The sequence below is a fragment of the Kribbella sp. NPDC050124 genome (assembly GCF_044460355.1).
GTDB lineage: Bacteria > Actinomycetota > Actinomycetes > Propionibacteriales > Kribbellaceae > Kribbella.
The window spans coordinates 91,774-115,557 of the sequence record NZ_JBITJU010000014.1 but is presented as its reverse complement, the minus strand read 5'-3'; the positions used below and the strand labels follow the sequence as shown (position 1 = coordinate 115,557).

At 69.8% G+C, this 23,784-nt stretch carries 19 protein-coding genes; 10 read left to right on the top strand and 9 right to left on the bottom strand.

What is annotated here, in order from left to right; translation table 11 throughout:
- Window positions 1-46 precede the first annotated feature (46 nt).
- Window positions 47-1,726 (bottom strand): DUF2207 family protein, encoded by a 1,680-nt coding sequence (locus ACIBL3_RS28645; protein ID WP_396356722.1) that lies wholly within the window; start codon window positions 1,724-1,726, stop codon window positions 47-49.
- A gap of 308 nt (window positions 1,727-2,034) precedes the next feature.
- On the opposite strand from ACIBL3_RS28645, the gene ACIBL3_RS28640 reads away from it, so the two are divergent.
- The 3 genes from ACIBL3_RS28640 (at window position 2,035) to ACIBL3_RS28630 (ending at window position 6,410) form a co-directional block, all read left to right on the top strand.
- A complete protein-coding gene (locus ACIBL3_RS28640; RefSeq protein WP_396356720.1) occupies window positions 2,035-3,006 on the top strand; it encodes a neutral zinc metallopeptidase in 972 nt (323 codons plus the stop codon).
- A 57-nt stretch (window positions 3,007-3,063) separates the two neighbouring features.
- Window positions 3,064-4,284 (top strand): neutral zinc metallopeptidase, encoded by a 1,221-nt coding sequence (locus ACIBL3_RS28635; RefSeq protein ID WP_396356718.1) that lies wholly within the window; start codon window positions 3,064-3,066, stop codon window positions 4,282-4,284.
- Between the two features lie 1,130 nt (window positions 4,285-5,414).
- Window positions 5,415-6,410 carry a neutral zinc metallopeptidase gene (locus ACIBL3_RS28630; RefSeq protein WP_396356716.1) on the top strand — a complete coding sequence of 332 codons (996 nt, stop codon included), beginning with the start codon at window positions 5,415-5,417 and terminating at the stop codon, window positions 6,408-6,410.
- A gap of 62 nt (window positions 6,411-6,472) precedes the next feature.
- Here ACIBL3_RS28630 and ACIBL3_RS28625 read toward each other — a convergent pair whose 3' ends face one another.
- A complete protein-coding gene (locus ACIBL3_RS28625) occupies window positions 6,473-8,173 on the bottom strand; it encodes a DUF2207 domain-containing protein (protein ID WP_396356715.1) in 1,701 nt (566 codons plus the stop codon).
- A 121-nt stretch (window positions 8,174-8,294) separates the two neighbouring features.
- Between ACIBL3_RS28625 and ACIBL3_RS28620 the strand changes: the two genes are divergently transcribed.
- From ACIBL3_RS28620 to ACIBL3_RS28610, 3 genes are all read left to right on the top strand, one after another.
- Window positions 8,295-9,380, top strand: coding sequence for a neutral zinc metallopeptidase (locus ACIBL3_RS28620; protein WP_396356714.1), 1,086 nt, complete (start codon window positions 8,295-8,297; stop codon window positions 9,378-9,380).
- A gap of 118 nt (window positions 9,381-9,498) precedes the next feature.
- Window positions 9,499-13,422 (top strand): Pls/PosA family non-ribosomal peptide synthetase, encoded by a 3,924-nt coding sequence (locus tag ACIBL3_RS28615; RefSeq protein ID WP_396356840.1) that lies wholly within the window; start codon window positions 9,499-9,501, stop codon window positions 13,420-13,422.
- A 69-nt stretch (window positions 13,423-13,491) separates the two neighbouring features.
- Entirely contained in the window at window positions 13,492-14,790 is a 1,299-nt protein-coding gene (locus ACIBL3_RS28610; RefSeq protein ID WP_396356713.1) for a M1 family metallopeptidase, read from the top strand.
- Here the strand turns inward: ACIBL3_RS28610 and ACIBL3_RS28605 are convergent.
- Window positions 14,759-15,622, bottom strand: coding sequence for a LysR family transcriptional regulator (locus ACIBL3_RS28605; protein WP_396356712.1), 864 nt, complete (start codon window positions 15,620-15,622; stop codon window positions 14,759-14,761). The genes ACIBL3_RS28610 and ACIBL3_RS28605 overlap by 32 nt on opposite strands.
- Window positions 15,623-15,692: 70 nt before the next feature.
- Between ACIBL3_RS28605 and ACIBL3_RS28600 the strand changes: the two genes are divergently transcribed.
- Window positions 15,693-16,670, top strand: a complete 978-nt coding sequence (locus ACIBL3_RS28600; protein WP_396356711.1) for a nitrilase family protein — start codon at window positions 15,693-15,695, stop codon at window positions 16,668-16,670.
- Here ACIBL3_RS28600 and ispF read toward each other — a convergent pair.
- Genes ispF through ACIBL3_RS28585 form a run of 3 tightly spaced genes read right to left on the bottom strand, consistent with a single transcriptional unit; the run spans window position 16,664 to window position 18,372 of the window.
- Window positions 16,664-17,134, bottom strand: coding sequence for a 2-C-methyl-D-erythritol 2,4-cyclodiphosphate synthase (ispF, locus tag ACIBL3_RS28595; protein WP_396356709.1), 471 nt, complete (start codon window positions 17,132-17,134; stop codon window positions 16,664-16,666). The two genes, ACIBL3_RS28600 and ispF, sit on opposite strands and share 7 nt — an antisense overlap.
- Window positions 17,131-17,826, bottom strand: a complete 696-nt coding sequence (ispD, locus tag ACIBL3_RS28590) for a 2-C-methyl-D-erythritol 4-phosphate cytidylyltransferase (RefSeq protein ID WP_396356707.1) — start codon at window positions 17,824-17,826, stop codon at window positions 17,131-17,133. Before ispD ends, ispF begins: the two co-directional genes overlap by 4 nt.
- A gap of 60 nt (window positions 17,827-17,886) precedes the next feature.
- Complete coding sequence (locus ACIBL3_RS28585) at window positions 17,887-18,372, bottom strand: CarD family transcriptional regulator (protein WP_012918679.1); 486 nt, start codon at window positions 18,370-18,372, stop codon at window positions 17,887-17,889.
- Between the two features lie 265 nt (window positions 18,373-18,637).
- Between ACIBL3_RS28585 and ACIBL3_RS28580 the strand changes: the two genes are divergently transcribed.
- Entirely contained in the window at window positions 18,638-19,249 is a 612-nt protein-coding gene (locus tag ACIBL3_RS28580; protein WP_396356705.1) for a hypothetical protein, read from the top strand.
- A 68-nt stretch (window positions 19,250-19,317) separates the two neighbouring features.
- Here ACIBL3_RS28580 and ACIBL3_RS28575 read toward each other — a convergent pair whose 3' ends face one another.
- The 3 genes from ACIBL3_RS28575 to ACIBL3_RS28565 form a co-directional block, all read right to left on the bottom strand.
- A complete protein-coding gene (locus ACIBL3_RS28575; RefSeq protein ID WP_396356704.1) occupies window positions 19,318-20,334 on the bottom strand; it encodes an iron-siderophore ABC transporter substrate-binding protein in 1,017 nt (338 codons plus the stop codon).
- Window positions 20,335-20,582: 248 nt separating this feature from the next.
- Window positions 20,583-21,260, bottom strand: a complete 678-nt coding sequence (locus ACIBL3_RS28570) for a winged helix-turn-helix domain-containing protein (RefSeq protein ID WP_396356703.1) — start codon at window positions 21,258-21,260, stop codon at window positions 20,583-20,585.
- A complete protein-coding gene (locus ACIBL3_RS28565) occupies window positions 21,257-22,468 on the bottom strand; it encodes a sensor histidine kinase (RefSeq protein WP_396356701.1) in 1,212 nt (403 codons plus the stop codon). The genes ACIBL3_RS28570 and ACIBL3_RS28565 overlap by 4 nt, the downstream gene beginning before the upstream one ends.
- 208 nt (window positions 22,469-22,676) lie before the next feature.
- On the opposite strand from ACIBL3_RS28565, the gene phoU reads away from it, so the two are divergent.
- The gene (phoU, locus tag ACIBL3_RS28560) at window positions 22,677-23,384 is read left to right on the top strand and encodes a phosphate signaling complex protein PhoU (RefSeq protein WP_396356700.1); all 708 of its coding nucleotides are present in this window, start codon (window positions 22,677-22,679) and stop codon (window positions 23,382-23,384) included.
- 100 nt (window positions 23,385-23,484) lie between these two features.
- Window positions 23,485-23,718, top strand: coding sequence for a hypothetical protein (locus ACIBL3_RS28555; RefSeq protein WP_396356699.1), 234 nt, complete (start codon window positions 23,485-23,487; stop codon window positions 23,716-23,718).
- Window positions 23,719-23,784: the final 66 nt, after the last annotated feature.

The following is a 23,784-nucleotide window of genomic DNA, read 5'->3' as shown; positions in this document are numbered from 1 at the left end:
CGCCCGCGACACCGGGGCGGTGTGGCGGGCGCCGTTCTTGTACTGCTCAGCGGGCGAAGAGCGCGCCCGTGAGGTTCGTGGTGAGGTTGCGGAGCGAGTCCGGCAGGTACTGCAGGTGCCAGCCGCGCGGACCGCGGTACCAGGGGAAGCCCTCGTCCTCGTCGACGTCGTCGTCGGTCGCGACCAGCGCGTCGATCCAGCGCTCCGAGCCGCCGAGCACGACGGCGTACGGAAGAGCGCGCGAGCACAGCTCCGCGTGCTGGTCGGTCGGCAGCTCGCTGACGTCCATCTCGAGCAGCTCACCGCGGATCGCGGCGACCTGGCCGAGCACCCGGCCGGCGGCCGGAGCCTTGGCCGGCATGTAGCGGCCGACCACGATCAGGCCGACGCCGACGACGGTGACCGCGAGACCGAACAGGCCCCAGGTCGACAGCAGCGCGAGGACGACGGTCAGCGCGACACCCAGCACGGTCACGCCGATCCCGATCGTGGCCCACAGCGAGCGGGTCCGGTCCGGCCGCTCGGTGAACCAGCCGCGCTTGACGACACCGTCGTACAGGGCGTCCTGGACCTGGCCGAGGTTCGCCCGGACCTGGCGGCCGAGCTCGGAGACCAGCACCGAGTCGGAGTCGCCGAAGATCGCCCGGATCAGAACGTTCTCGTACCGCTGCAGCTCCTCCGACGGAGCGTTTGCGACCCGGCGCAGCTCCCAGTCCGGCCGCGCGTACTCGGAGTCGTGCTCCTGCTCGATGATCGTCAGGTGCCCGCGGACGGCCAGGTCGATGATGGTCGCGGTGACGTCGACCGGGTCGATCCGCTCGTCGATCAGGGTGCCGACCTCACCGGGCCGCAGGTTCGCCGGCGGGGTGAAGTCGATCCGGGTGTCGGCGCCGAGGCTGAACAGCGACGCCGGTACGACGCGCCGCGGGTCGACGCGGTCCTTGCCGCGGGCCCGGTAGAGCGCCAGTAGCAGGATCGCGCCGAGCAGCAGCAGGCCGAGCGCGGTCAGCAGCTGCGCGGTGTCGGTGGAGAAGGCGCGCTTGAGGCTCTTGCGGTACTCGACGATCGAGTTCGCGGCCACCTCGCCGGCGGGGAAGCCGACCGTCATCCGGACCGTGTTGCCCGGCGGCAGACCCTGCTGCTGGAACGTCGGCCCGGCCGTCTCGCCGATCTGCGCCAGCGTGCACGGAGTGTTGCTGTCGACCGCGCCGGCGAAGCAGGAGACGTGGGTGACCTCCGGCGTGCTGAAGACGATGTTCGCCTGCTGGACAGTCAGGTTGATCCCGGTCAGCGGGGCGAACCGCACCTCGGTGCCGTTCAGCGTCTCGGCGACCGCGCCCTTGACGGTGTAGCTGAAGTCCAGTTGGGTGTTGCCGCTGACGTCCGCGACCGCGATCGACGTGACGTTGCCGGTCGTGCTCAGCTCGGTCTGCTTGTCCTGGCCGCCGGCCGTGACCTTCAGGTCCGAGATCTGCTGCACATGGTCGACGTCGTCGGGCAACTGGTCGCGAGTCACCACGAAGCGGGTGAACGTCCCGGTCACGTTGCTGAGCTTCCAGGTCTCGGAGACCTTGAGCTGGCCGTCGCGTTCGACCCGGATCTGGCTGTCGAAATTGGTCACGACCGGGTCGGCGGCACCGTGGGAACCGGTCGCACCGGCCGGGACGCCGGTCAAGGCGGAGAGACCGAGGGCACACAGGGTTAGCCCGAGCAGACGTAGACGCATCGCCCAATCACACCGTATAGAGAGGGTCAGTTGACTCGGGCACCATATCGCGAGAACGAACCCGTGCCGCTTCGGGCGAGGTGATCCTCGGCTCGGCTAGCGTCTGGCGGGTGTCAGGCAACCAGTGGGGACCACCAACTGGCCCACCACCGGGCCCTGGGCAGTACGGACCGTCGCCGCAGCAGCAGGGGCAATACGGACCTCCGCCCGCTTACTACGGACCGCCGCAACAGCCCCAATACTACGGACCGCCGCAAGGTGGCCCGCAGTACGGATGGGGCCCGTTGCCCGGCGGTCAGCCGCCTGGCATGCCCCCGAAGAAGTCGGCCGGCGGCAAGATCGCGCTGGTCTTCGGGCTGCTCGCCGTACTGGGAGCGGCCGGGGTGTTCATCGCCATGAAGGCCACACAGGGTGGCGACGAGCCGTCGGTGGCGCAGCCGGTGGCGACGAGCGCTCCGACGTACTCGACACCTTCGGTGCCGGTGGCAACCACCTCGCGGCCGTCGATACCGCCGCCGACCCGGGCCACGACGACCCGGACGACTCCGCCCAAGCCGGTCGAGGTCGATCCACTCCAGGTCGTGGCCACGCACCGGCTCTACAAGACCGGTGTGATGCGGCCGGTGAACTGCAAGGAGTCGCGAGGCGGCCTCGCCACCGGGTCCAAGGCGCACGCGTACTACAAGGCGATCAAGGCCTGCCTGGACCGCGCTTGGCCGCGCCAGGTGGCGGCGTCGGGCCGAACCTTCCGGTCACCAGGCCTGGTCTCCTGGGTTGGCACGGCGAACTCGCCCTGCGGCAACTCCGACCGGAGCCTGTCGTTCTACTGCCCGTCGAACCACACGATCTACATGGACGTGGCGGACGACGTGAAGTACTGGAGGCAGAACCAGCCGTTCACCCGGGCCCTGGCCACTCACACGGTGGCTCACGAGTACGCGCACGCGGTCCAGCAGATGACGGGCATCCTGCCCGCGTTCTACCGGGTCCGCTACGACGCTCCGAGCCAGGCGGCGAAGCTGCTGGTGAACCGGCGGATGGAGCTCCAGGCATCCTGCCTGGGCAACGCGTTCCTGGGCGCCAACCGGAACAGCTACCCGATCAAGGGCGAGCTGTACCGGCAGTGGCTGTGGGTGGTGACGCAGAGCGGGGACGTGTCATACCTGCCGCGCGACCACGGCAGCAAAGCCAGCCACGGAGCCTGGAGCCGCGCCGCCTACGCCAGCCGCAACCTCGGGAAGTGCAACACGTTCACAGCCAGCCCGGCCAAGGTCAGCTAGCTCATCTGTTGAGCAGGGCAACGGTTGGTGGCCCGGGGCTCGGATAGCGTCTGCCCCGTGTCAGGCAACCAGTGGGGCCCGCCGCCCGGGCCGCAGCAGCAGCCTCCCTACGGTGCTCCCCACGGTGGGCAGCCGTGGCAGCAGGCTCCGCAGTACGGCGGTCCGCCGCCGGCCGCGCCGTACCAGGGCATGCCTCCGCAGCGTCCGCCGTACGGTCAGCCGCAGTTCGGCTGGGGTGCTCCGCCTGGTGGACCTGGTGGGCCGCCGCCTCGAAAGAAGGGTGGTGGCGGGGGCAAGGCTGCCCTCGTCGTGCTCGGTGTCGTGGTGCTCGGAGCGGTCGGCCTCTTCGGTGTCTCGAACGCGCTGAAGGGCGACGGTGACCCGTACACCAGCCCGACGTACGGCACGTCCAGCTACACCCCGACGTACGGTCCGTCGAACAGCCCGTCGGTGTCACCGACACAGACCAGCGCGCCGACCAGGACCACGACCCGGCCGACCGCGTCCAAGCCGACGGCGCCGCGGACGACGTCCACCCCGAAGCCGAACGGGCCGACCGACACCGACCTGGTGCTGCGCAACAAGCTGTACAAGGCCGGGGCGATGAAGGCGGTGAACTGCAAGGAGTCCAGGTCCCGCCCGTCGAACGTGTCGGGCGCGCGGGCCAACTACGCCAACCTGCTGAAGTGCCTGAACCGGTCCTGGCCGGCGCTGGTCGCCAAGTCCGGCGCCCGGTTCCGCCCACCGACTGTGCAGCCGTTCAGCGGGACCGTCAGCACGCCGTGCGGGATGGGCAACGACTCCGGTCCACCGTTCTACTGCGGCAGCAACGAGACCATCTACATGAACCTCAGCGAGGACATCGGCAACTACAACCGCTACCCGCAGGCGTACCAGAAGGTGTGGGCGCGGATGTGGATGCTGCACCAGTTCGCGCACGAGTACGGCCACCATGTGCAGAACCTCACCGGCATCCTCGCGGCCAACCACCGGATCCGGTACGAGGCCCCGACCCAGGCGCTGGAGCTCGAGGGCAGCCGGCGGCTGGAGCTGCAGGCGTCCTGCTTCGGCGACATATTCATCGGGTCGAACAAGCGCAGCTACCCGATCACCGGGGAGGCGCTGTTCCAGTGGAAGTGGCTGATCCTGCACTGGACCGACCACAACAACGACCACGGCGACGGGGTGAACCACCGCTACTGGGCGACCCGGGGGTTCAACAGCCGCAACCCGAGCGTCTGCAACACCTTCGCGGTGGGCTCCGCCAAGGTGCAGTAGGCCTCTGGTACGGCGGTGGGCTCAGGGCCGGCGCCGTACGTCTGGAACTGGTGTGGCACCTCACAACGTCATAGTGGTCTCGGTCACCAGGGACTGGCCTGCAGACGGCGACCTGCCGGGCTGGCTAGCCTGGTGCGCCCCGGATCACGCAAAGTATGTCCGGGGACCTGCATCTGTCCGGGGGGATCTAACGACCGGGCGCGGCGTCGGCACCCCGAACAGCGCCGGATGCACCACCGTGACGGCTACACCCAGCAAGGTCGTGAGGAGTATCGATGTCGGACAACTGGAATCCACCCCCGGAGCGCGAACCGGCTGACGGCGACCAGCCGGCCGGTCCGCCGGAGCAGCCTGACGGGGATGGCCAGTCGCGCAGGTGGTGGAGCGAGGACACGGACGCCAAGCGCGAGTTCCAGGACCCCAACGCGGGCCAGGACGAGCGCCCCGCGAACAACTGGTTCGGCGAAGGCAGAGGCCGCCCACCGGAACACGACGCGGCCGGCCCCACCTGGCAAACCCGCCCCGACCAGTCCCGCCCTGCCCAGCCCAGCCCCACGCAGCCCGGCCCCACCCAGTCCGGCCCTGCGCAGTCCGGCCCTGCGCAGTCCGGCCCTGCGCAGTCGCGGCCCGGCCCGACCGGCTCGCAGCCGGGGCCGAGCCAGCCTGGTCCGCAACCGGGTCCTACCCGGCCGGCTCCGCCGCCGGGTCCGAGCTGGTCCGGTCCTCCGCAGCCGGGCCCTGGCCAGGGCGGTCCACAGCCCGGTCCAAGCTGGTCGGGTCCCGGCCAGTCCGGCCCTACGCCCAACCGACCTGCCCCGGGGCAGCCCGGCTCGAACCGGCCCGGCCCACAAGCAGGCCCCGGTCAGTCCGGCCCCAGCCAACCCGGTCCCGGCCAGTCCGGCCCCAACCAGCCTGGTCCGAACCAGTCCGGTGGTGGGCTGGCGGGGTGGCAGGCCGGACCACCGCAGAGTGGCGGGACGACAGGCCCGCACTCGGAGGGCTCGTACCTGTGGGCCCCGTCGCCGGCCCCACAGCAGCAGCAACAGTCCCCGTGGAGCAACGCCCTGCCGCCGAACAGGCAGCAGAACGGCCCCCGCCACGCGGCCCCACGCCAGCAGCAGATTGGTCCGATGGGTCAGCCGGTCCAGCAGGCGCCGACCTGGCAGTACCCACCCATCCCGATCCCCCAGCCACCCGGCCCCGGCCGCCGGCGCAAGCAGAAGACCCGTGCCCGCGGTCTCCTGATCGGCCTCGTCGTACTCGCGGTCCTGGTCGTGGGGTCCGGCGTCACGCTCCTGGTCCGCAACCTCGGCGGCGACACCCCGCAGACGACCAACAGCCCGTCGCCGTCGCAGAGCCAGTCCGAGTCGCCGTCCGCGAGCCCGACCCCGACCGAGGCCCCCGCACCGGCCGAGGACGAGATCCTGACCGCGAACAAGCTGTACACGGTCGGCCCGATCGCGGCCTCGAAGTGCGCCGAGCCGACGTTCGCGCCGGTCAACATCACCACCGCCCGGGCCTACTACGCCCGCCTCCTCCCGTGCCTCGACCGCACCTGGTCGATGGCGCTGAAGTCGGTCGGCGTCGGCTTCCGCTCGCCGAAGGCCGTCGTGTACATCGGCAAGCTGTCGTCCCCGTGTGGTATGCAGCGCAGTGTCCGGTCGTCGTACTGCGCCGCCAACGCGACCATCTACATCCCCTTCACGATCGACAACCGGTACTACCGGTCCAACCCGGTCTACGCGCGGGCGATCATGCTGAACACGTTCGCGCACGAGTACGGGCACCACGTGCAGAACCTGTCCGGCATCCTGATGGCCTCGGTGACCCGGCAGCAGTCGCTGACGCCGAACCAGAAGCTGCTGGAGAGCCGTCGCCGTGAGCTGCAGGCCACCTGCCTCGGCGCCGCCTACCTGGGCGCCAACGCGGCGTTCATCCCGATGCGCAACCCGCTGCTGGCCAACTGGCGGTTCCTGATCGCGCACAGCGGTGACGACTACGCCCGGCCGCGGGTCCACGACCACGGCAACCGGGTCAGCAACTACCAGTGGTCGATCGCCGGGTACAACAGCAAGCAGCCCAACTCCTGCAACACCTTCACCGCCGACGAGGCCCGCGTGGCCTAGCCAGTCGACAGCGAAGCCCCGGATCCGACGCGCTGCGGATCCGGGGCTTCTTTGTGTCTGGCTCAGAACAGGCGGCGGGCCGTGGCGAGCGAGCCGCCGAACGAGGTGACGAAGTTGCTGAGCGACTCGCCGATGTCGGACAGGTGCCAGTTCTCCGGTCCGGAGTACCAGCCGATGCCGGCGTCCGGGTCGTCGTCGTCATCGGTTGCCGCGATCTCCAGTGCCCACTTCTCGGTCAGCCCGAGCACAGCGGCGTACGGCAGGCAGCGGGAGGCAAACTCGAGCCGGTGGCTGTGCGGCAGGTCAGCTGACGTCTCGTCGAGCAGGTACTGCTGCAGGCCGGCCACGCGTCCCAGCACGGCCGCACCACGTGCAGTGCGGGCCGGTGCGACCTGACCGACGAGCGCGAGCACCAGTCCGGCCAGCATCACCGCGAGGCCGACCAATGCGTACTTGCTGACGATGGCAAGCACGATCGTGAGTACGACGCCCGCACCGAGCAGCACCACGCCCGCAGTGGTCCAACGGTTCCGCACTGCGTCCGGCCGGGTGGTGAACCACCCTTGCGTGACGACGTCGGCGTACAGCTGCTCCCGCACCAGGTTGAGCCGCGGCCGCAGCGACGGGCCCAGCGTGGAGACGACCACGGAGTCGCCGTCCGCGAACACCGCGTCCAGCAGCGCCTTCTCGTACGGCAGCAGCTCAGGACCGCCCTGGTTGAGCCGGTGCAGCTCCCAGTCCAGCTTGCCGAACTGGCTCTGCCGCGGCAGCTCCACGATGGTCAGGTAGTTGCGTACGGCGAGGTCCAGCAGCGTCGCCGTGATGTCCACGACGTCGGCCGTCTCGTCGACCACAGTGCCGACCTGACCCGGGCGGATGCCGTCCGGCGCGGCGAACTGTGGTCCGTCCGAGCCGTCCAGCACGGGCCGCTCCGGCGCACCGCCACCGACCTTGTCCGCGTCCCGGCCGCGGAAGAACCACAGCGCCGCGGCACCGAGCAGTCCGAGGCCGAGCACGAGCGCGGCGAGGCCGAGCGTGCCGGAGTCGACGGTGAACGCCCGGCCGAGGCTCCAGCGGGTGCTGAACTCCGCGTTCGGCTGCACGGTCGCCTGGTCACTCAGCCCAGTCAGGAAGGTCAGCCGGCCGCCTGCTGGTACGCCGTTCTGGTCGATCTGCAGCGACGCCGACTCGGCCAGCTGGGACGACGTACACGGCATGCTCGAGCCGACCCGGCCGGCGATGCAGGTCACCCAGGTCGCGAACGGGACGTCGACGGTCACGGCGGCCGTCGGGATCGCCGTACCGAAGCCCTGCACGATCGGCCAGCTCACCTCGCGGCCTTCGGTGGACTCGGCCACCACGTTGTCCACGGTGTAGCTGTAAACGATCTTCGACTGGCCCGACACGTTCAGCGTGAGCCGCCGGCCGTCGTCGATGCCCTCGTCCTGGAACCCCTGGGCCGGTTGGCCGTTCACGGTCGCCGATACGTCGCGGACGTCGTACGTGCGGTCCCGCTCGGCGTCGGCCCGGACCCGGGTGGCCAGCGTGCGACTGAACGTCGTACTGCCCGCGGACAGGTCCACTGTCTCCTTGACCTGCAGGGCGCCGTCCTTGGTCAGCGTCGCCTGGGCGGAGTACGCCGTGATCCGGTCGTCGGTGGTCCGGGTCTGAGCGGCCTGGGCCGGCAACATGCCGAGGGCAACAAACGGGGCGGTCAGGGACATCAGCAGGGCAGCCGGCAGCAGGCGGCGCTTCAGTGACATGGGTCGAGAGTAGTCTCGTGCCGGTTCGTCCAGCGAACTCGTGTCAGGACAGTCCAGCGGCAGGAGGGCAACACCGGTGAGCAGCCCATACGGCTACGGGGGCCGGCCACAGGATCGGCCCGTGGGTCCACCGCCCGGCGTCCTCCCGCCCCCGCAGGCCGCGCCGTGGCCGGGGCAACCTGGCCAGTTCCAGGGCCGGCCCGGGCAGTTTCAACCAGGTCCGCCGCAGGGACAGCCGCCGTACCCGGGTCAGTGGGCGCAGCCGTACTACGGCGGTCCGGGGCAGTTCAACGGGTTCCAGCCGCCGAAGCGCCGCGGTGGCGCGACCCGGCTGATCCTGTTCGGCTTCGCGATGCTCGTCATCGTCGGCGGCGCGCTGGCCGCGATCAGCGTGATCCTGACCGGCGGCGACAGCGACACCACCGCGCAGCCCGAGGTGACCGGCCCGTCGATCGTGCCGACACCGACCAGCAACCCGCAGAAGGGCTCGGCCGAGGACTACCTGCTCAACGCCCAGATCTATCGCTCGGGCGCCCTCCCGGAACAGAACTGCAAGGCCGCCAGCCTCGGCAACGGCAACCTCGCCGCGCAGAAGGTGTACTACGAGAAGCTGTTCAGCTGCCTCAACGACGCCTGGCGGCCGATCTTCAAGGGACTCGGTGAGGACAAGGAGGACCCCGGGCTGGTCGTGTTCGACAAGCCGGTCGTCACCCCGTGCGGCAACTTCGCACCGCTGTCCGGGCGGGTGCTCGCGTTCTACTGCTACGGCAACTCGGTGATGTACACCGACGTACAGCAGATGAACAAGGCGTTCGGACCGCAACAGGATCTCGCCTACCTGATGACGATCGCGCACGAGTACGGCCACCACGTCCAGGGCGTCACCGGGTTGTTCTACGCGCGAGCGGCGTACCTGCAGGACCACCCCGACAAGAAGCTCGAGTACTCCCGCCGCAACGAGCTCCAGGCCTCGTGCTTCGCCGGCGTCTTCAGCAAGGCCGTCGCGTCCTCCTACCCGCTGAGCGACCGGATGTCCGAGTTCCGCGAGCAGTCCAGCAACAGCTTCGGCGAATCCCCCAGCACCCCCGCGGACGAACGCACCCACGGCCTGGCCACCAGCCAGGGCTTCTGGATCCAAAACGGCTTCAACATCACCGAAACCAAAGCCTGCAACACCTACGCCGCCCGCTCCGACCTGGTCCAGTAGACGCTGAGCCGGCGCTCAGTTGTGGGTTTCGGTCGTTGGGAGTGTTGTGGATGGACAGAAATCCACGAGTCGGCGATGGTGCCTGGCGGTCAACTGGGGGGCGTATTATCCGGGCGTGATGTTGCGGCGTGGGGATTGGGCGGCGGCCGCGCGGACGCTGGTGGATGTGTTGCAGGAGACGGCTGCCAAGTTTGCGGACGAGCCGGCGCTGGACGACGGCAGCGTGAGTCTGAGTTACCGGGAGCTGCTGGAGCAGACGGGGAAGTTCGCGGCGCGGTTGACCGAGGGTGGGATCGGGCCGGGCGACCGGGTCGGGGTGCGGATCTCGTCGGGGCACAACGATCTGTACGTCGCGATCCTGGGCACGTTGCAGGCCGGGGCGGCGTACGTGCCGGTGGATGCCGACGATCCGGACGAGCGGGCGGAGCTGGTGTTCGGCGAGGCTTCTGTGGCTGCCGTCGTCACCGACGACCTGGAGCTCACCTTCACGCGTCCGCAGCCGGGGCCGTTGCCGGACAACGACAACGCCGACGGGTACTACGACTACCCGTACTCGGCCCGGATGGACTCCCCGCAGACCACACCACCCCGAGCCGACGGTCCCGAGCCGAGTGACGACGCCTGGATCATCTTCACCTCAGGCTCGACCGGCGTGCCGAAGGGTGTCGCCGTCACACATCGATCCGCCGCGGCTTTCGTGGACGCGGAAGCGCGGATGTTCCTGCAGAAGGAGCCGATCGGGCCGGACGACCGGGTCCTCGCCGGCCTCTCGGTCGCGTTCGACGCGTCCTGTGAGGAGATGTGGCTGGCCTGGCGGTACGGCGCCTGTCTCGTACCGGCGCCGCGGTCGCTCGTGCGCAGCGGGATGGACCTCGGCCCGTGGCTGGTCGCGCAGGGCATCACCGTCGTGTCGACCGTTCCGACTCTCGCCGCGCTGTGGCCGCCGGACGCGCTGGACCAGGTGCGGCTGCTGATCTTCGGCGGCGAAGCGTGTCCGCCCGAGCTGGCCGAGCGACTGGCGACGGACGGCCGGGAGGTCTGGAACACGTACGGTCCCACCGAGGCGACCGTGGTGGCCTGCGGTGCTCGGCTGACCGGGGAGGGACCGGTCCGGATCGGCCTCCCGCTCGACGGCTGGGACCTCGCCGTAGTCGATGCCGAAGGCAACGAGGTTGCCGAGGGAGAGATCGGTGAGCTGATCATCGGCGGGGTCGGGCTGGCCCGCTACCTCGACCCGGCGAAGGACGCGGAGAAGTTCGCCCCGATGCCGACGCTGGGCTGGGAACGGGCGTACCGCAGCGGCGACCTGGTCCGCTACGAGCCCGAGGGACTGGTCTTCCAGGGCCGCGCGGACGAGCAGATCAAGCTCGGCGGTCGCCGGATCGAGCTCGGTGAGGTCGACGCTGCCCTCCAGGCATTGCCCAGCGTGTCCGGTGCGGCCGCCGCGGTCCGTGCGAGCGCCGCGGGTAACCAGTTGCTCGTCGGGTACGTCGTACCCGAAGACCCCACGCAGTTCGACCAGCAAGCGGCGACCGAGCAGCTCCGCAAGGCGCTGCCCGCCGCGCTCGTTCCACTGATCGCCATCGTCGACACCCTGCCGACCAGGACGTCCGGCAAGGTCGACCGCAACGCACTCCCCTGGCCGCTGGAGAACCTGGACACCGACGGTCCGGCTGCCGACCTCGACGGTACGGCGGGATGGCTGGCGGAGCGCTGGACGAAAGTGCTCGGCGCGAAGGTCACCGGCGCGGACAACGACTTCTTCCTGCACGGCGGCGGCAGCCTGGCCGCCGCACAACTCGTGTCCGCGCTGCGCGAGAGCTACCCAGATGTCACGGTCGCGGACATCTACGAGTACCCGAGACTCGGGGCGCTCGCGGACCGGCTCGACGAGGCGACCACGACGACCGCCGAGCCCGTCGAGATCCGCGAGATCCGGCCGACGCCCAGGGCGACGCAGCTGCTGCAGACCGCACTGACGCTCATCCTGCAGACCGTCGTCGGCGTCCGCTGGCTCGTCTACCTGTTCACTCTGAACAACCTGCTCGCCGAGTTCGCCGGCCCGCTGCCCTGGCTGCGGACCGTGTCCTGGTGGTGGATCCTGGCCGGCTGGCTGATCCTGATCACGCCGGCCGGGCGGATGGGGATCGCCGTCGTCGGCGCCCGGATCCTGCTCCGCAACCTGAAACCGGGCGTGTACCCGCGAGGCGGCAGCGTCCACGTCCGGCTGTGGGCGGCCGAGAACCTCGCGGACGCCGCCGGCGCGGCCAACCTCGCCGGCGCGCCCTGGATCGCTTACTACGCAAGAGCTCTCGGCGCGAAGATCGGCCGCGGGGTCGATCTGCACACGCTCCCACCGGTGACCGGGATGCTGACCATGGGCCGCGGAGCGTCGGTCGAGCCCGAGGTCGACCTGGCCGGCTACTGGATCGACGGCGACCAGTTGCACGTCGGTCCGGTGACCGTCGGCGCCGAGGCGGTCGTCGGCTCGCGCACCACGCTGCTGCCCGGCACGGAGATCGGCCGGAAGGCCGAGATCGCCGCCGGCTCGGCCGTGTCCGGCAAGGTGCCCGCGAGCGAGCGCTGGTCCGGTTCCCCGGCGACCCGCGTCGGCCGCGCCCGCCACCCCTGGCCGGACCACCGCCCGGCCAGAGCACCATGGTGGGTTCTCGCGTACGGCGCTCAGTCCGCCCTCATGTCACTGATCCCGGTGGCCGCAGCCGCGGCGGCCCTCGTCGTACTGGGCAATGCGCTGGAAGGCACGACCACACTGCAGGCTGCAGCTCTCGAAGCACTCAAAGCCGTACCGCTGATGACGCTGGTCGGCTTCGCGACCCTGGCCCTGCTGACTCTGGTCGGCGTACGGCTGCTCGGTATCGGCATCAGGCCCGGCCATTACCCGGTGCGGAGCCGGATCGGATGGCAGGTGTGGGCGACCGAGCGCCTGCTGGACTCGGCCCGCACGTTGCTCTTCCCGCTGTACGCGAGCCTGCTGACGCCGTGGTGGCTGCGAGCGCTCGGGGCGAAGGTCGGCCGCGACGTCGAGGCGTCGACGGTGCTGTTGCTGCCGAAGATGACCACGGTCGGTGAGGGCGCGTTCCTGGCCGACGACACGATGATCGCGTCGTACGAGCTGGGTGGCGGCTGGCTGCACGTGGCCGGCGCGAAGGTCGGCAAACGCGCGTTCCTCGGCAACTCCGGCATGACGGCACCGGGCCGCAGCGTGCCGAAGAACGGCCTGGTCGCGGTCCTGAGCGCGGCTCCGAAGAAGTCCAAGGCAGGTACGTCGTGGCTCGGAGCACCGCCGGTGAAGCTACGCCGCCAGGCGATCGAGGGCGACCAGAGCCGGACGTTCAACCCGCCGTTCAAGCTGAAGGTCGCGCGGGCCCTGGTCGAGCTGTGCCGGTTCGTGCCGATGATGTGCACGGTGGTGATCGCGCTCGGTGTGCTGTTCGCGTTGCAGGCACTCGACATGTGGCTCGGGCCATGGCTGACGGTGCTGCTGTCCGGTGCGGTGATCCTGGTCGCCGGCGCGGTCGCGGGCGGGATGGCGACGGTCGCCAAGTGGGCCATCGTAGGCCGGACGAAAGCAGTCGAGTACCCCCTGTGGAGCTCGTTCGTCTGGCGCAACGAGGTGGTGGACAGCTTCGTCGAGCTGGTCGCCGCGCCCTGGTTCGCCAACGCCGCCGCCGGTACGCCGATCCTCGCCGTCTGGCTGCGGTCCCTCGGGGCCAAGATCGGCAAGGGCGTCTGGTGCGAGACGTACTGGTTGCCGGAGGCCGATCTGGTCACCCTCGGCGACGGCGCCACGGTGAATCGCGGTTGCGTGCTGCAGACGCACCTGTTTCATGATCGAGTTCTCTCCATGAGCACAGTCACCTTCGGGCCGGGAGCGACCCTCGGGCCCCATGGCATCGTCCTGCCGGCCGCGAGTGTGGGAGCAGCAGCTACCATCGGGCCGGTGTCTCTCGTGATGCGTGGTGAAGGTGTGCCTGCCGGGACGCGCTGGGCCGGAAACCCGATCGCACCCTGGCAGGGCTGATGGTTGCCCCCATTCAATAGGCAGCAGAGAGTCGGGCAGCCGGGTGCGTCGAGCGCAGGCGACCCGTATGTGCCCTCGCACGGCAACGGCGGCTACCACGTCGAGTCGTACGAGCTCGACCTCGACTACCGGGTGAACAGCAACCGGCTGACCGGCAGGGCGACGATCACCGCGGTGGCCAACCAGGCGCTGTCCCGGATCAGCTTCGACCTGGCCGGCCTGCGGGTGTCGAAGGTGTCCGTGAACGGCCGCCGCCCGCAGCGCTACACCCACCGGGCCGGCAAGCTGCACATCTCGGCGAACATCATGGACGGCGCCGAGTTCGTCGTCGAGGTCCAGTACGGCGGCAACCCCAAGCCGGAGGACAGTCCGTGGGGTGAGCTGGGCTGGGAGGAGCTCACCGAGGGTGTGATCGTCGCCAGTCAGCCGAGTGGCGCGGCGACCTGGTTCCCGTGCAACGACCACCCCGGCGACAAGGCGCACTACCGGATCACGGTCACCACCGACTCGCCGTACCACGTCATCGCGAACGGGCGGCTGGTGTCCCGCCGGGTGAAGGCCAGCCGGACCACCTGGGTCTACGACCAGGCCGCGCCGATGGCGACGTACCTGGCGACCGTGCAGATCGGCCGGTACGACGCGATCGAGCTGGCCGAGTCACCGGTGACGACCCGGGCCGTGCTGCCGACCTCCCTGCTACGCAACGCGCGCGTGGACCTCGGCCGGCAGCAGGACATGATGAAGTTGTTCTGCCGGCTGTTCGGGCCGTACCCGTTCGGCGCCTACACGGTCGTGGTGACGGACGACCCGTTGGAGATTCCGCTGGAGGCGCAGGGCATCTCGGTTTTCGGCAGCAACCACCTCGACGGCCGCCGCGGATCCGAGCGGCTGGTCGCGCACGAGCTCGCACACCAGTGGTTCGGCAACAGCCTGACGCCGGCGAGCTGGCAGCACATTTGGCTGAACGAAGGATTCGCCTGCTACGCCGAGTGGCTGTGGTCCGAGGCATCCGGTGGCCTGACCGCGACGCAGCAGGTCTCGAAGGCGCACACGCGGTTGAAGAGCCTGCCGCAGGACCTGCTGCTCTCGGATCCCGGACCGGAGCTGATGTTCGACGACCGGCTCTACAAACGCGGCGCGATCACCTTGCACGTCTTGCGCCAGCACCTCGGCGACGATGCGTTCTTCGAGCTGCTCAGGGCCTGGACCAGGGCCCATCGGCACGGCTCGGTGACCACGGACGACTTCATCACGCTGGCCGTGTCCTACAGCTCGGACGAGGACTCCGTGCGCGAGCTGTTCGCCCAGTGGCTGGATGCAACGGACCTGCCCGCCCTCAAGAGCGGGCGACCTCGGCTGCGGCCTTGACGAAGCGCTCGGTGAGCGGGGTGCGAGTCGCCCAGGCCGCACCGATCCACCACGTCGCGGCCCGGCCGCTCAGTGGCACGAGGCGGAGCTCCGGCGGCGCGATGCGCTCGGCAGACAGCGGTACGACGGCCGGCCCGGCGCCAGCCGCAACCAGCGCCAGCACGGTCTGCAGGTCGGCCGCATCCTGAAGGACACCGGGATGACACCCGAGCTCGCCGTACAGGCCCTGGATCTGCGCGGTCAGGCCCGGACCTCGCGCCGGGATGAGCCGAACGAGCGGCCGACCGTCGAGCCAAGCGCCGACATCACGCGGTACGTCGACACCGTCAGCGACCGCGAGAGCCAGCCGGTCGCGTCGTAACCGCAGGTGTTCAAGGCCGGCCGGGATCGGCAGCCGGACGAACCCGATCTGCAGACTGCCCGCGAGCAGCCGTTCGCACTGGACCGCCGACGACATGTCGTCCAGTGACACTGCGACACCAGGCCAGCGGCTACGGAACAGCGCGACAGCCCGCGGCGCGAGGTCGATCCCGGACAGCCCGAACCCGATCGCCAACGACCCCTCGCTACCCGCGGCGACCAGCGCAGCCCGGCGGTCGAACGCCTCGGCACGGTCGAGCAACTCCAGAGCGTCAGGAAGCAACAGCTCCCCGGCCGGGGTCAGCCGGGCACCGTGGCGGCCGCGGCTGAACAGCACCGAGCCGACCCGCCGCTCGAGCACCTGGATCTGCTTGGTGAGAGCGGGCTGGCTGGTCGACAGCTCCTCGGCCGCGGCCCCGAAGTTGCGCAGCCGGGCGACCGTGACGAACGCCCGGAGCAGTCGGAGATCCATAACTCCACGATATGGAATCTGACCAAACAACTATTGGACGTCATGGAACGGTCGGCGTTTCGATAGGGGTATGAACCTCTTTCGCAGCGCCGTCGTCCAGTTCGAGGCGGTGCCGGACCAGCCGGCCGCCAACCTCGCCACCGTCGAGCGGCTGGCCCGCCAGGCAGTCGCCGACGGAGCCCGCCTGATCGTGTTCCCGGAGATGTGCCTGCTCGGCTACTGGCACCTCCGCCGGCACACCGCCGAGCGACTGCGCGAGCTGGCGTCCCGCGCGGACGGGCCGCTCGTCGACCGGGTCCGCGCCCTGGCCAAGGAGCTGGACGCCGGCATCGGCGTCGGGTTCCTGGAGGATGCCGACGGCAAGCTCTTCAACTCGTACGCCGTCTGCCTGCCGACCGGGGACGTCCACGTGCACCGCAAGCTGCATGCGTTCGAGCACGAGGCGATCGCCAGCGGATCGTCGTACACGGTCTTCGACACGCCCTGGGGGTTCCGGGCCGGGGTGCTGATCTGCTGGGACAACAACCTGGTCGAGAACGTCCGGATCACCGCGTTGCTCGGAGCAACCGTCCTGCTGGCGCCGCACCAGACCGGCGGTACCAACTCCCGCAGTCCGCACGGGATGAAGCCGATTCCGCTGGAGGTCTGGGAACGCGGGGACCGGGCCGAGATCGAGGCCGCCTTCAACGGGCCGAACGGCCGCGGCTGGCTGATGCGCTGGCTGCCGGCGCGAGCCCACGACAACGGCCTGTTCGTGCTGTTCAGCAACGGCGTCGGCCGGGACGACGACGAGCTCCGCACCGGCAACGCCATGATCCTGGACCCGTACGGCCGGATCGTGGCCGAGACCCCGGTGCCGGCCGAGTCCGTGGTGATCGCGGATCTCGACCTAGATTTGGTGCCGCTGGCAACGGGTCGCCGCTGGCTCCGCGGCCGGCGCCCTGAGCTGTACGGCGTACTGACGCAACCGACCGGGGACGAGCTGGACCCACGGGCAGCCCGGTTCTCACCCGACCCGGTAAAGCTGCGAACGCCGACCGATCAGTAGACGAGAGCGGTGGCGATGGCCGCGATGCCCTCGCCCCGGCCGGTCAGGCCGAGCCCGTCGGTCGTCGTCGCGCTGACCGAGACCTCCGTGTCGCACGCGGCACTCAACGCCTTCTCGGCCTCCTCGCGGCGGCCGGCGAACCGCGGCCGGTTGCAGATGACCTGCACCGACACGTTCCCGATCTCGAACCCCGCGGCGCGCACCCGACGGGCAGCCTCGGCCAGCAAGGCGGCCCCGGAAGCACCGGCCCACTCGGGTTGCGACGTACCGAAGTTGGAGCCCAGGTCGCCGAGCCGGGCCGCGCTGAGCAGCGCGTCGCAGACGGCGTGGGCCGCGACGTCGCCGTCCGAGTGGCCCGACGGTCCGGACGTCTCCTCCGGCCACAGCAACCCGGCCAGCCACATCGGCCGGCCCTCCTCCAGCGGGTGGACGTCGACGCCGGTCCCGACCCTGGGAACCTTCACGTCAGCCTCCTGTCCGCCAGCAGCGCCTCGGCCAGCAGCAGGTCCCGTGGTCGCGTCACCTTGAACGCGTCCTCGGAGCCCTCGACCGTCAGCACGGTCACACCGAGCCGCTCACACAGCATCGCGTCATCCGTCGCCCCGGCGCCACCGGCCGCATGCGCACGACGCAGTACGGCGGGGTCGAACCCCTGAGGAGTCTGTACGGCGACCAGCGTCGACCGGTCCGGAGTATCCACGACCTCGCCGGCCCCGGAGACCTGCTTGATCGTGTCGGTCACCGGCACCGCCGGTACGACGGCTGCGGCCCCGCCACGCACCGCCTCGACGACCCGCTCGACGACCGCCGCCGGAACGAAGGCCCGGGCCGCGTCGTGGACCAGGATGCAGTCGATCCCGTCGACCGGGACCAGGTCCAGGGCCGCCCGGACCGAGTCGGCCCGCTCGGCGCCGCCCGGGACCACGAGCAGCCGGGCGTCACCGGCGTACGGCTCGAGCTCCTTGCGGACCGCGTCCTCGGTGCCCGGTGGAACGGCGACCACAAAACACGTGAGGTCGGCGGCGGTCGCTGCCCGCAGTCCACGAACGGCGTGGACCAGCAGCGATTCGCCACCGACCTCTCGCAATGCTTTCGGGGTCTCACCACCGAGCCGGAGCCCGAGACCGGCCGCCGGGATGATGGCCGCGGTGCTCATCGGGAGCAGTCCGCGCAGGACGGCAGGTACACGTGTTCCGTCTCGGTCTGATCGGGTGGATCAGGAAGCGAGAACCTCGTCGAGGATGGCTTCCGCCTTGTCCTCGTTGGTGTGCTCGGCCAGGGCCAGCTCGGAGACGAGGATCTGGCGAGCCTTCGCCAGCATCCGCTTCTCACCGGCGGAGAGACCGCGGTCACGTTCACGGCGCCACAGGTCGCGGACGACCTCTGCCACCTTCATCACGTCGCCCGAGTGCAACTTCTCGAGGTTCGCCTTGTACCGTCGCGACCAGTTGGTCGGCTCCTCCGTGTGCGGTGCGCGCAGCACGTCGAAGACGCGCTCCAGGCCAGCCTGATCCACGACGTCACGCACGCCGACAAGATCGAGGTTGCACGCGGGGACCCGGACGACCAGGTCGTTCTGAGCGACGATCCTCAAGACCAGATAGGTCTTGTCCTCACCTTTGATCTGACGGGTCTCGATGTCCTCGATGACGGCCGCACCGTGATTGGGGTAAACAACCGTCTCGCCGACTGTGAAAGTCATATGTCACGTGCCCCTTTCCAAGCTCTATCCTACCACGTGGCAAATGGTCCGGCCGGGACGTTTGCGCTGGTCAGAGGCCACTTCCCGCCTTGACAAACGCTCTCAGCCGTGCCTCGTGCGCGCGTGAAAGGTTGCCCGGGACACCGTTGCCACCGACCGTGACAGCCATCCCGCCGTCGGGTCCGGACGACGCGAGAGCTACGCTTTGACGCGCCGGAGGCTGCTGCCTCAGGGCGTCGAACAGCTTTGCAGGAGAGGGATCCCAGTGCCGATCACGTTGTCCTCGCGGTCCGTCCGGCGCGCCGCGCTGGCGGGCGCCGCCGCCACCCTGAGTATCGCGCTGACGGCCTGCGGCGCGAGCTTCAACGCCCAGACGCTGCAGCCGTACCAGGCCGCCGAGGGCACCAACGCCGACTCCGGCTCGATCGCGGTCCGCAACGCCCTGGTGATCGCCTCCGAGGACGGCAAGGGCGAGTTGCACGCAGTCATCGTCAACAACGGCTCCACCGACGACAGCCTGGTCGGGATCGCCCAGGCGCCGGCCGGGACCCAGGACGGCCAGGCCGGTGGCGACCAGCCCGCCGAGGTCACGTTCGGCAACGTCAAGCCCCTGGACCTGAAGGCCGGGACCTCGACGCTGCTGCCGCCGGCCGAGGGCGAGGAGGCCGAGCCGACCGCGACCCCGACCCCGGGAAGCACCGAGACCCCCGCGCCCACCGACGGTGCGATCACCGTCACCGGCGCGAAGCCCGGCCAGATGGTCAACATGACGATCACCTTCGGCAAGGCCGCGCCGATCACCGCCTACGTCCCGGTGCTGACCGAGGACCACTACTCGCCGACGCCGCGCGCCGACGAGGGCTCCGGCCACGGCTGAGCCGCCGTACCCGGACAGGAAAGAGCCCGGTACGACGGATCGGTCGCCGTACCGGGCTTGGTCGCGGGTCAGCCCGCGGCTTGAGCGGCCTTGGACAGGCTCGGCAGGATCTTGTCCAGCACCCACGGGACGCTCAGCACGCTGACCGCGCTCATCCCGGAGATGACCTGCTGGTCTTCCATCACGTAGGCACTGCCGCCCTTGACCGCGGCCAGCGACGAGTAGACCGGGTCGGCCTGGAACTTCTGGGCGCCCAGCCCGTCGACGTACGCGACCACCACGTCGGCGTCGACGTCGGTCACCTTCTCCTTGCTGATGGTGAGCGCGAACTCCTTCTTGGTGTTGCCGGCCTGCAGCTTCTCCACGCCGGGCGCGTTCACGAAGCCCATCTCGTTCAGGATCTGCACCCGCGGATCGGTCGGCATGTAGACGTAGTTGTCCGCGCCGAACGAGCCGACCGTGAGGGTCTTGCCCTTGAACTCGGGGTGCTCGCTCGCGACCTGCTTGATCCGGTCGTCGATGCCGGCGATCAGCTTCTCGGCCTCGGCCTTCTTGCCCAGCGCCTCACCGACCAGCAGGGTCTGGTCCTGCCAGGTGGTCTGCCACGGCGCGCCCGGGTAGGCGACGGTCGGCGCGATGTCCGACAGCGTCTTGTACGTCGCCGCGTCGAAGCCCTCGTACGGCGCCAGGATCACGTCCGGCTTCAGCGCCGCGATCTTCTCGAACGGGAACTTGTCGCTGGTGTCCAGCAACTCCGTCTTCGACGCGTCGAACTTGTCGGCGTCCCACGCGGTCACCCCCGCCGGGGTCGGGCCGTAGGTCACCTTCGGCATCCCGACCGGTGTCTCGCCTAGCGCGTAGACCACGTCCTGGGCGTTCCAGCCGAGCGTGACGATCCGCTCCGGCTTCTTGGTGATGGTGGTCTCGCCGAAGGTGTTCTTCAGCGTGACCGGGAACCCGGCGGCCGCCGTACCGGCCGAGCTGTCGGCCTGCTTGTCGGCGTCGCTCCCACAGGCGGTCAGCGAGGTGGTCGCGACCAGTGCGGTCGCGAGCGCGGTGACGGCCCGGGTACGGGACCAGGACATGGGACTCTCCTTAGTGATGACGTGCCTCAACTAAGGAGAGCCTAAGCTAACCCCACGAGCCGTCGCGACCTGTGGGGATGTGACTCAGAGCATGTCTGGCAGCTCCGCGCCGTCGCGAGCAGGTGCTCGGTGCGGTGCATCGGCGTGCTGGAGCGAAGGTCTCGATGCGGAGCATCGTGGCCTTCGGGCCAGTGCGGCGAGGTGCCGTGCCGAGTGCCGCGCAGTAGGCGGGGAGCTGTCAGACATGCTCAAGACTCGAACTTGTAGCCCAGGCCACGCACGGTGACCAGGTGCTGCGGGTTCGACGGGTCCTTCTCCAGCTTGGAGCGCAGCCGCTTCACGTGCACGTCCAGGGTCTTGGTGTCGCCCACGTAGTCGGCGCCCCAGATCCGGTCGATCAGCTGCCCGCGGGTCAGCACCCGGCCGGTGTTGCGCAGCAGCATCTCGAGCAGCTCGAACTCCTTCAGCGGAAGCCGGATCTCGGTCCCGGACACCGTCACCACGTGCCGCTCCACGTCCATCCGGACCGGTCCGGCCTCCAGCGTGTCCGGCAACAGCTCGACGTCCTGGCCACGCCGCAGTACGGCGCGGACCCGGGCCAGCAGCTCACGCGGGCTGTACGGCTTGGTGACGTAGTCGTCGGCTCCCAGCTCGAGACCGACCACCTTGTCCACCTCGGTGTCCTTGGCGCTCACGATGATCACCGGGACGTTGCCCCGGCTGCGCAGCGCCCGGCAGACCTCTGTGCCGGACAGACCCGGCAGCATCAGGTCGAGCAGGACGATGTCCGCACCGGCCCGGTCGTACTCCTCCAGCGCGTCCGGCCCGGTCTCCGCGACGGCGACCTCGAACCCTTCCTTGCGCAGCACGTACGACAACGCGTCGCTGTAGCTCTCTTCGTCTTCGACGACCAGCACTCGGGTCACGAAGCTGTCTCCTTTGCGATCTGACCTGACGGTGTCAGGGGGAGGGCCGGCTCCTCCTGGCTGGGGGAACCGGTCTGGCCCGGCGCGGGTTCGAGCCGCAACGGGAGTCTCACGGTGAAGGTGGAGCCCTGGCCCTCGACGCTCCAGACCCGCACATCGCCTCCGTGGATGGAGGCGATGTGCTTGACGATCGAGAGGCCGAGGCCGGTCCCACCGGTCTCACGGCTGCGGGCCCGGTCGACCCGGTAGAACCGTTCGAAGATGCGTTCCAGGTCGCTGCTCGGGATGCCGACACCCTGGTCGCTGACGGTCACCTCGACCAGGTCGCCGATCGGGTGCGCGGCGACCGCGACGCGGGTGCCGTCGGGGCTGTAGTTGACCGCGTTCTCGACCAGGTTGCCGATCGCCATCGCCAGCTGGTCCTCGCTGCCCATCACCTCGAGCTCTGGCTCGGTCTTGACGATGATCTTGATGTCGCGGTCCTCGGCGTCGATCTGGCAGCGGTCCACCGCGCTCTCGATCACCGCGTTGATGTCGACCGGTCCGGGGTTCTCCAGCGGGTCGTCACCCTGCAGCCGGGACAGCTCGATGATCTCCTTCACCAGCCGGCTCAGCCGGGACGCCTCCACCCGCATCCGGTCGGAGAAGCGCTGCACCGCCTCCGGGTCGTCGGAAGCCTCCGAGACCGCGTCGGCGAGCAGGATCAGCGCGCCGACCGGGGTCTTCAGCTCGTGGCTGACGTTGACGGTGAAGTCCCGCCGGATCGCGTCCAACCGGCGCTCCCGGGTCCGGTCCTCGACCAGGACCAGCACCAACTGGCTGCCGAGCGGAGCTACCCGGGCGCTCACGTACTGCGTGGCACCGAGCCGACCGCGCACGATCTCCAGGTCCTGCTGGCGGATCTCGCCGTCTCGCCGTACCGCCCGGACCATGGTCAGCAGGTCGTCGACCACCAGCCGCTCGCCCCGGACGATCCCGAGCACGTGCGCCGGGGCGCTGGCCTGGAGCACCTGGTCCTCGGGCCCCATCACCACCGCGGACGACCGGAGCACGGACAGGACGGTGGCGACGCCAGCCGGGACGATCGGATCCGGGGACTCCGGGATCTTGTGCTGGGACCGTTCGCTGAGCATCATCGCACCGAGCGAAAGCAGCGCCAGGGCCGCGCCGATGACGCCGCCCAGCACCGCAGCCAGCGTGGGGTCCACGGCAACGATGCTACGCGGGCAACCACCAGGGAAAGACCGAATGATCACCGGATGACCGGGGGACGACCTAACTGTTCATCAGGCGTTCACCACTCGTCGCCGTCCGGCAACCTCGACGGCATACGGTCACGATGGACCGGGTACCCGCTAGGGTGCCCGCCGCTCCGCGGACCGCGGCACCGGACACCACAGATCGGAAACGAACACAATGCGTGACACCTACCACGAGCAGCTCGACGACATTCTCGCCGAGCTGGAGCGGATGACCCGGACGGTGTCCACCGCCGTACGACGGTCGACCGCGGCACTGCTCGAAGCCGACATCCGGCGGGCGGAGGAGGTCATCGCGGCCGACATCCAGCTGGACGCGGCCGGCGAGGGCGTCGAGGACAAGGTCTTCGAGCTGATGGCCCGCCAGTCCCCGGTCGCCAACGAGCTGCGGATGCTGGTCGCCGCGCTGCGGATGGTCGCCGACCTGGAGCGGATGGGCGACCTGGCCGCGCACGTGTCGAAGATCGCCCGGATGCGCTACCCGGCCCCGGCGATCCCGGACGAGCTGCACAGCGTCATCGCGGAGATGGGCTCGGTGGCCGGCAAGATGGTCGACGCGGCCGGCGACGTGATCAAGACCCGCGACGTCGAGGCCGCCGGCCGGCTGGAAGCCACCGACGACCAGATGGACAAGCTCCGCAGCAACCAGTTCCGCCTGATGATGGACGACTCCTGGCCGCACGGCGTCGAGGTCGCCGTAGACATCGCACTCCTCGGCCGCTACTACGAGCGCATCTCGGACCACGCCGTCTCGATGGCCCGGCGCGTCGTCTACCTGGTCACCGGCGAACTCCCCGTAGCCGTAGGCGGCACCGCAGCCGGCTCCGGCGCCGGCGCCTCCACCCCCAACCCCAACGGCAACTGACCCACAGCCAGTCAGACAGGCGCCCCCGGCTTCCGTTGCCGGGGGCGCCTTCGCGTGCCCGGAGCGCGTGCGGAGGGTGCGGCGGGATACCTTCCCCGGCATGGACGATTCAGAGACCGAGCGGTTGATCAGCACCGATGTGGCCGGCTTGTCCGGAGAGGAGATGCTGGACCATCTCGACTCGGTCGAGCGCCGGATGAAGGAGCTCCTGAAGACCGAGCTCGACCTCCTGGAAGGCAGCGCCGACCTCCTCACCGACCGCCCCGACCTGCAGGCGCGCCTAGACCACCTGCGCACCGTCGACCTGAACGACGTCACCGGAACCGCTGGTTGAACGCTCACCCCGGCACAGCCAAACCCAGCGGCCAAGCTTCGTGACGGCTCCGAGCACTTGCTCGGA

Bases quoted from the DNA above. Each gene is read 5' to 3' on its own strand.
- ACIBL3_RS28645 (WP_396356722.1), bottom strand. From the start codon at position 1,726: ATGCGTCTACGTCTGCTCGGGCTAACCCTGTGTGCCCTCGGTCTCTCC.
- ACIBL3_RS28640 (WP_396356720.1), top strand. From the start codon at position 2,035: ATGCCCCCGAAGAAGTCGGCCGGCGGCAAGATCGCGCTGGTCTTCGGG.
- ACIBL3_RS28630 (WP_396356716.1), top strand. From the start codon at position 5,415: ATGGGTCAGCCGGTCCAGCAGGCGCCGACCTGGCAGTACCCACCCATC.
- ACIBL3_RS28625 (WP_396356715.1), bottom strand. From the start codon at position 8,173: ATGTCACTGAAGCGCCGCCTGCTGCCGGCTGCCCTGCTGATGTCCCTG.
- ACIBL3_RS28615 (WP_396356840.1), top strand. From the start codon at position 9,499: ATGTTGCGGCGTGGGGATTGGGCGGCGGCCGCGCGGACGCTGGTGGAT.
- ACIBL3_RS28605 (WP_396356712.1), bottom strand. From the start codon at position 15,622: ATGGATCTCCGACTGCTCCGGGCGTTCGTCACGGTCGCCCGGCTGCGC.
- ACIBL3_RS28600 (WP_396356711.1), top strand. From the start codon at position 15,693: ATGAACCTCTTTCGCAGCGCCGTCGTCCAGTTCGAGGCGGTGCCGGAC.
- ispD (WP_396356707.1), bottom strand. From the start codon at position 17,826: ATGAGCACCGCGGCCATCATCCCGGCGGCCGGTCTCGGGCTCCGGCTC.
- ACIBL3_RS28585 (WP_012918679.1), bottom strand. From the start codon at position 18,372: ATGACTTTCACAGTCGGCGAGACGGTTGTTTACCCCAATCACGGTGCG.
- ACIBL3_RS28575 (WP_396356704.1), bottom strand. From the start codon at position 20,334: ATGTCCTGGTCCCGTACCCGGGCCGTCACCGCGCTCGCGACCGCACTG.
- phoU (WP_396356700.1), top strand. From the start codon at position 22,677: ATGCGTGACACCTACCACGAGCAGCTCGACGACATTCTCGCCGAGCTG.
- ACIBL3_RS28555 (WP_396356699.1), top strand. From the start codon at position 23,485: ATGGACGATTCAGAGACCGAGCGGTTGATCAGCACCGATGTGGCCGGC.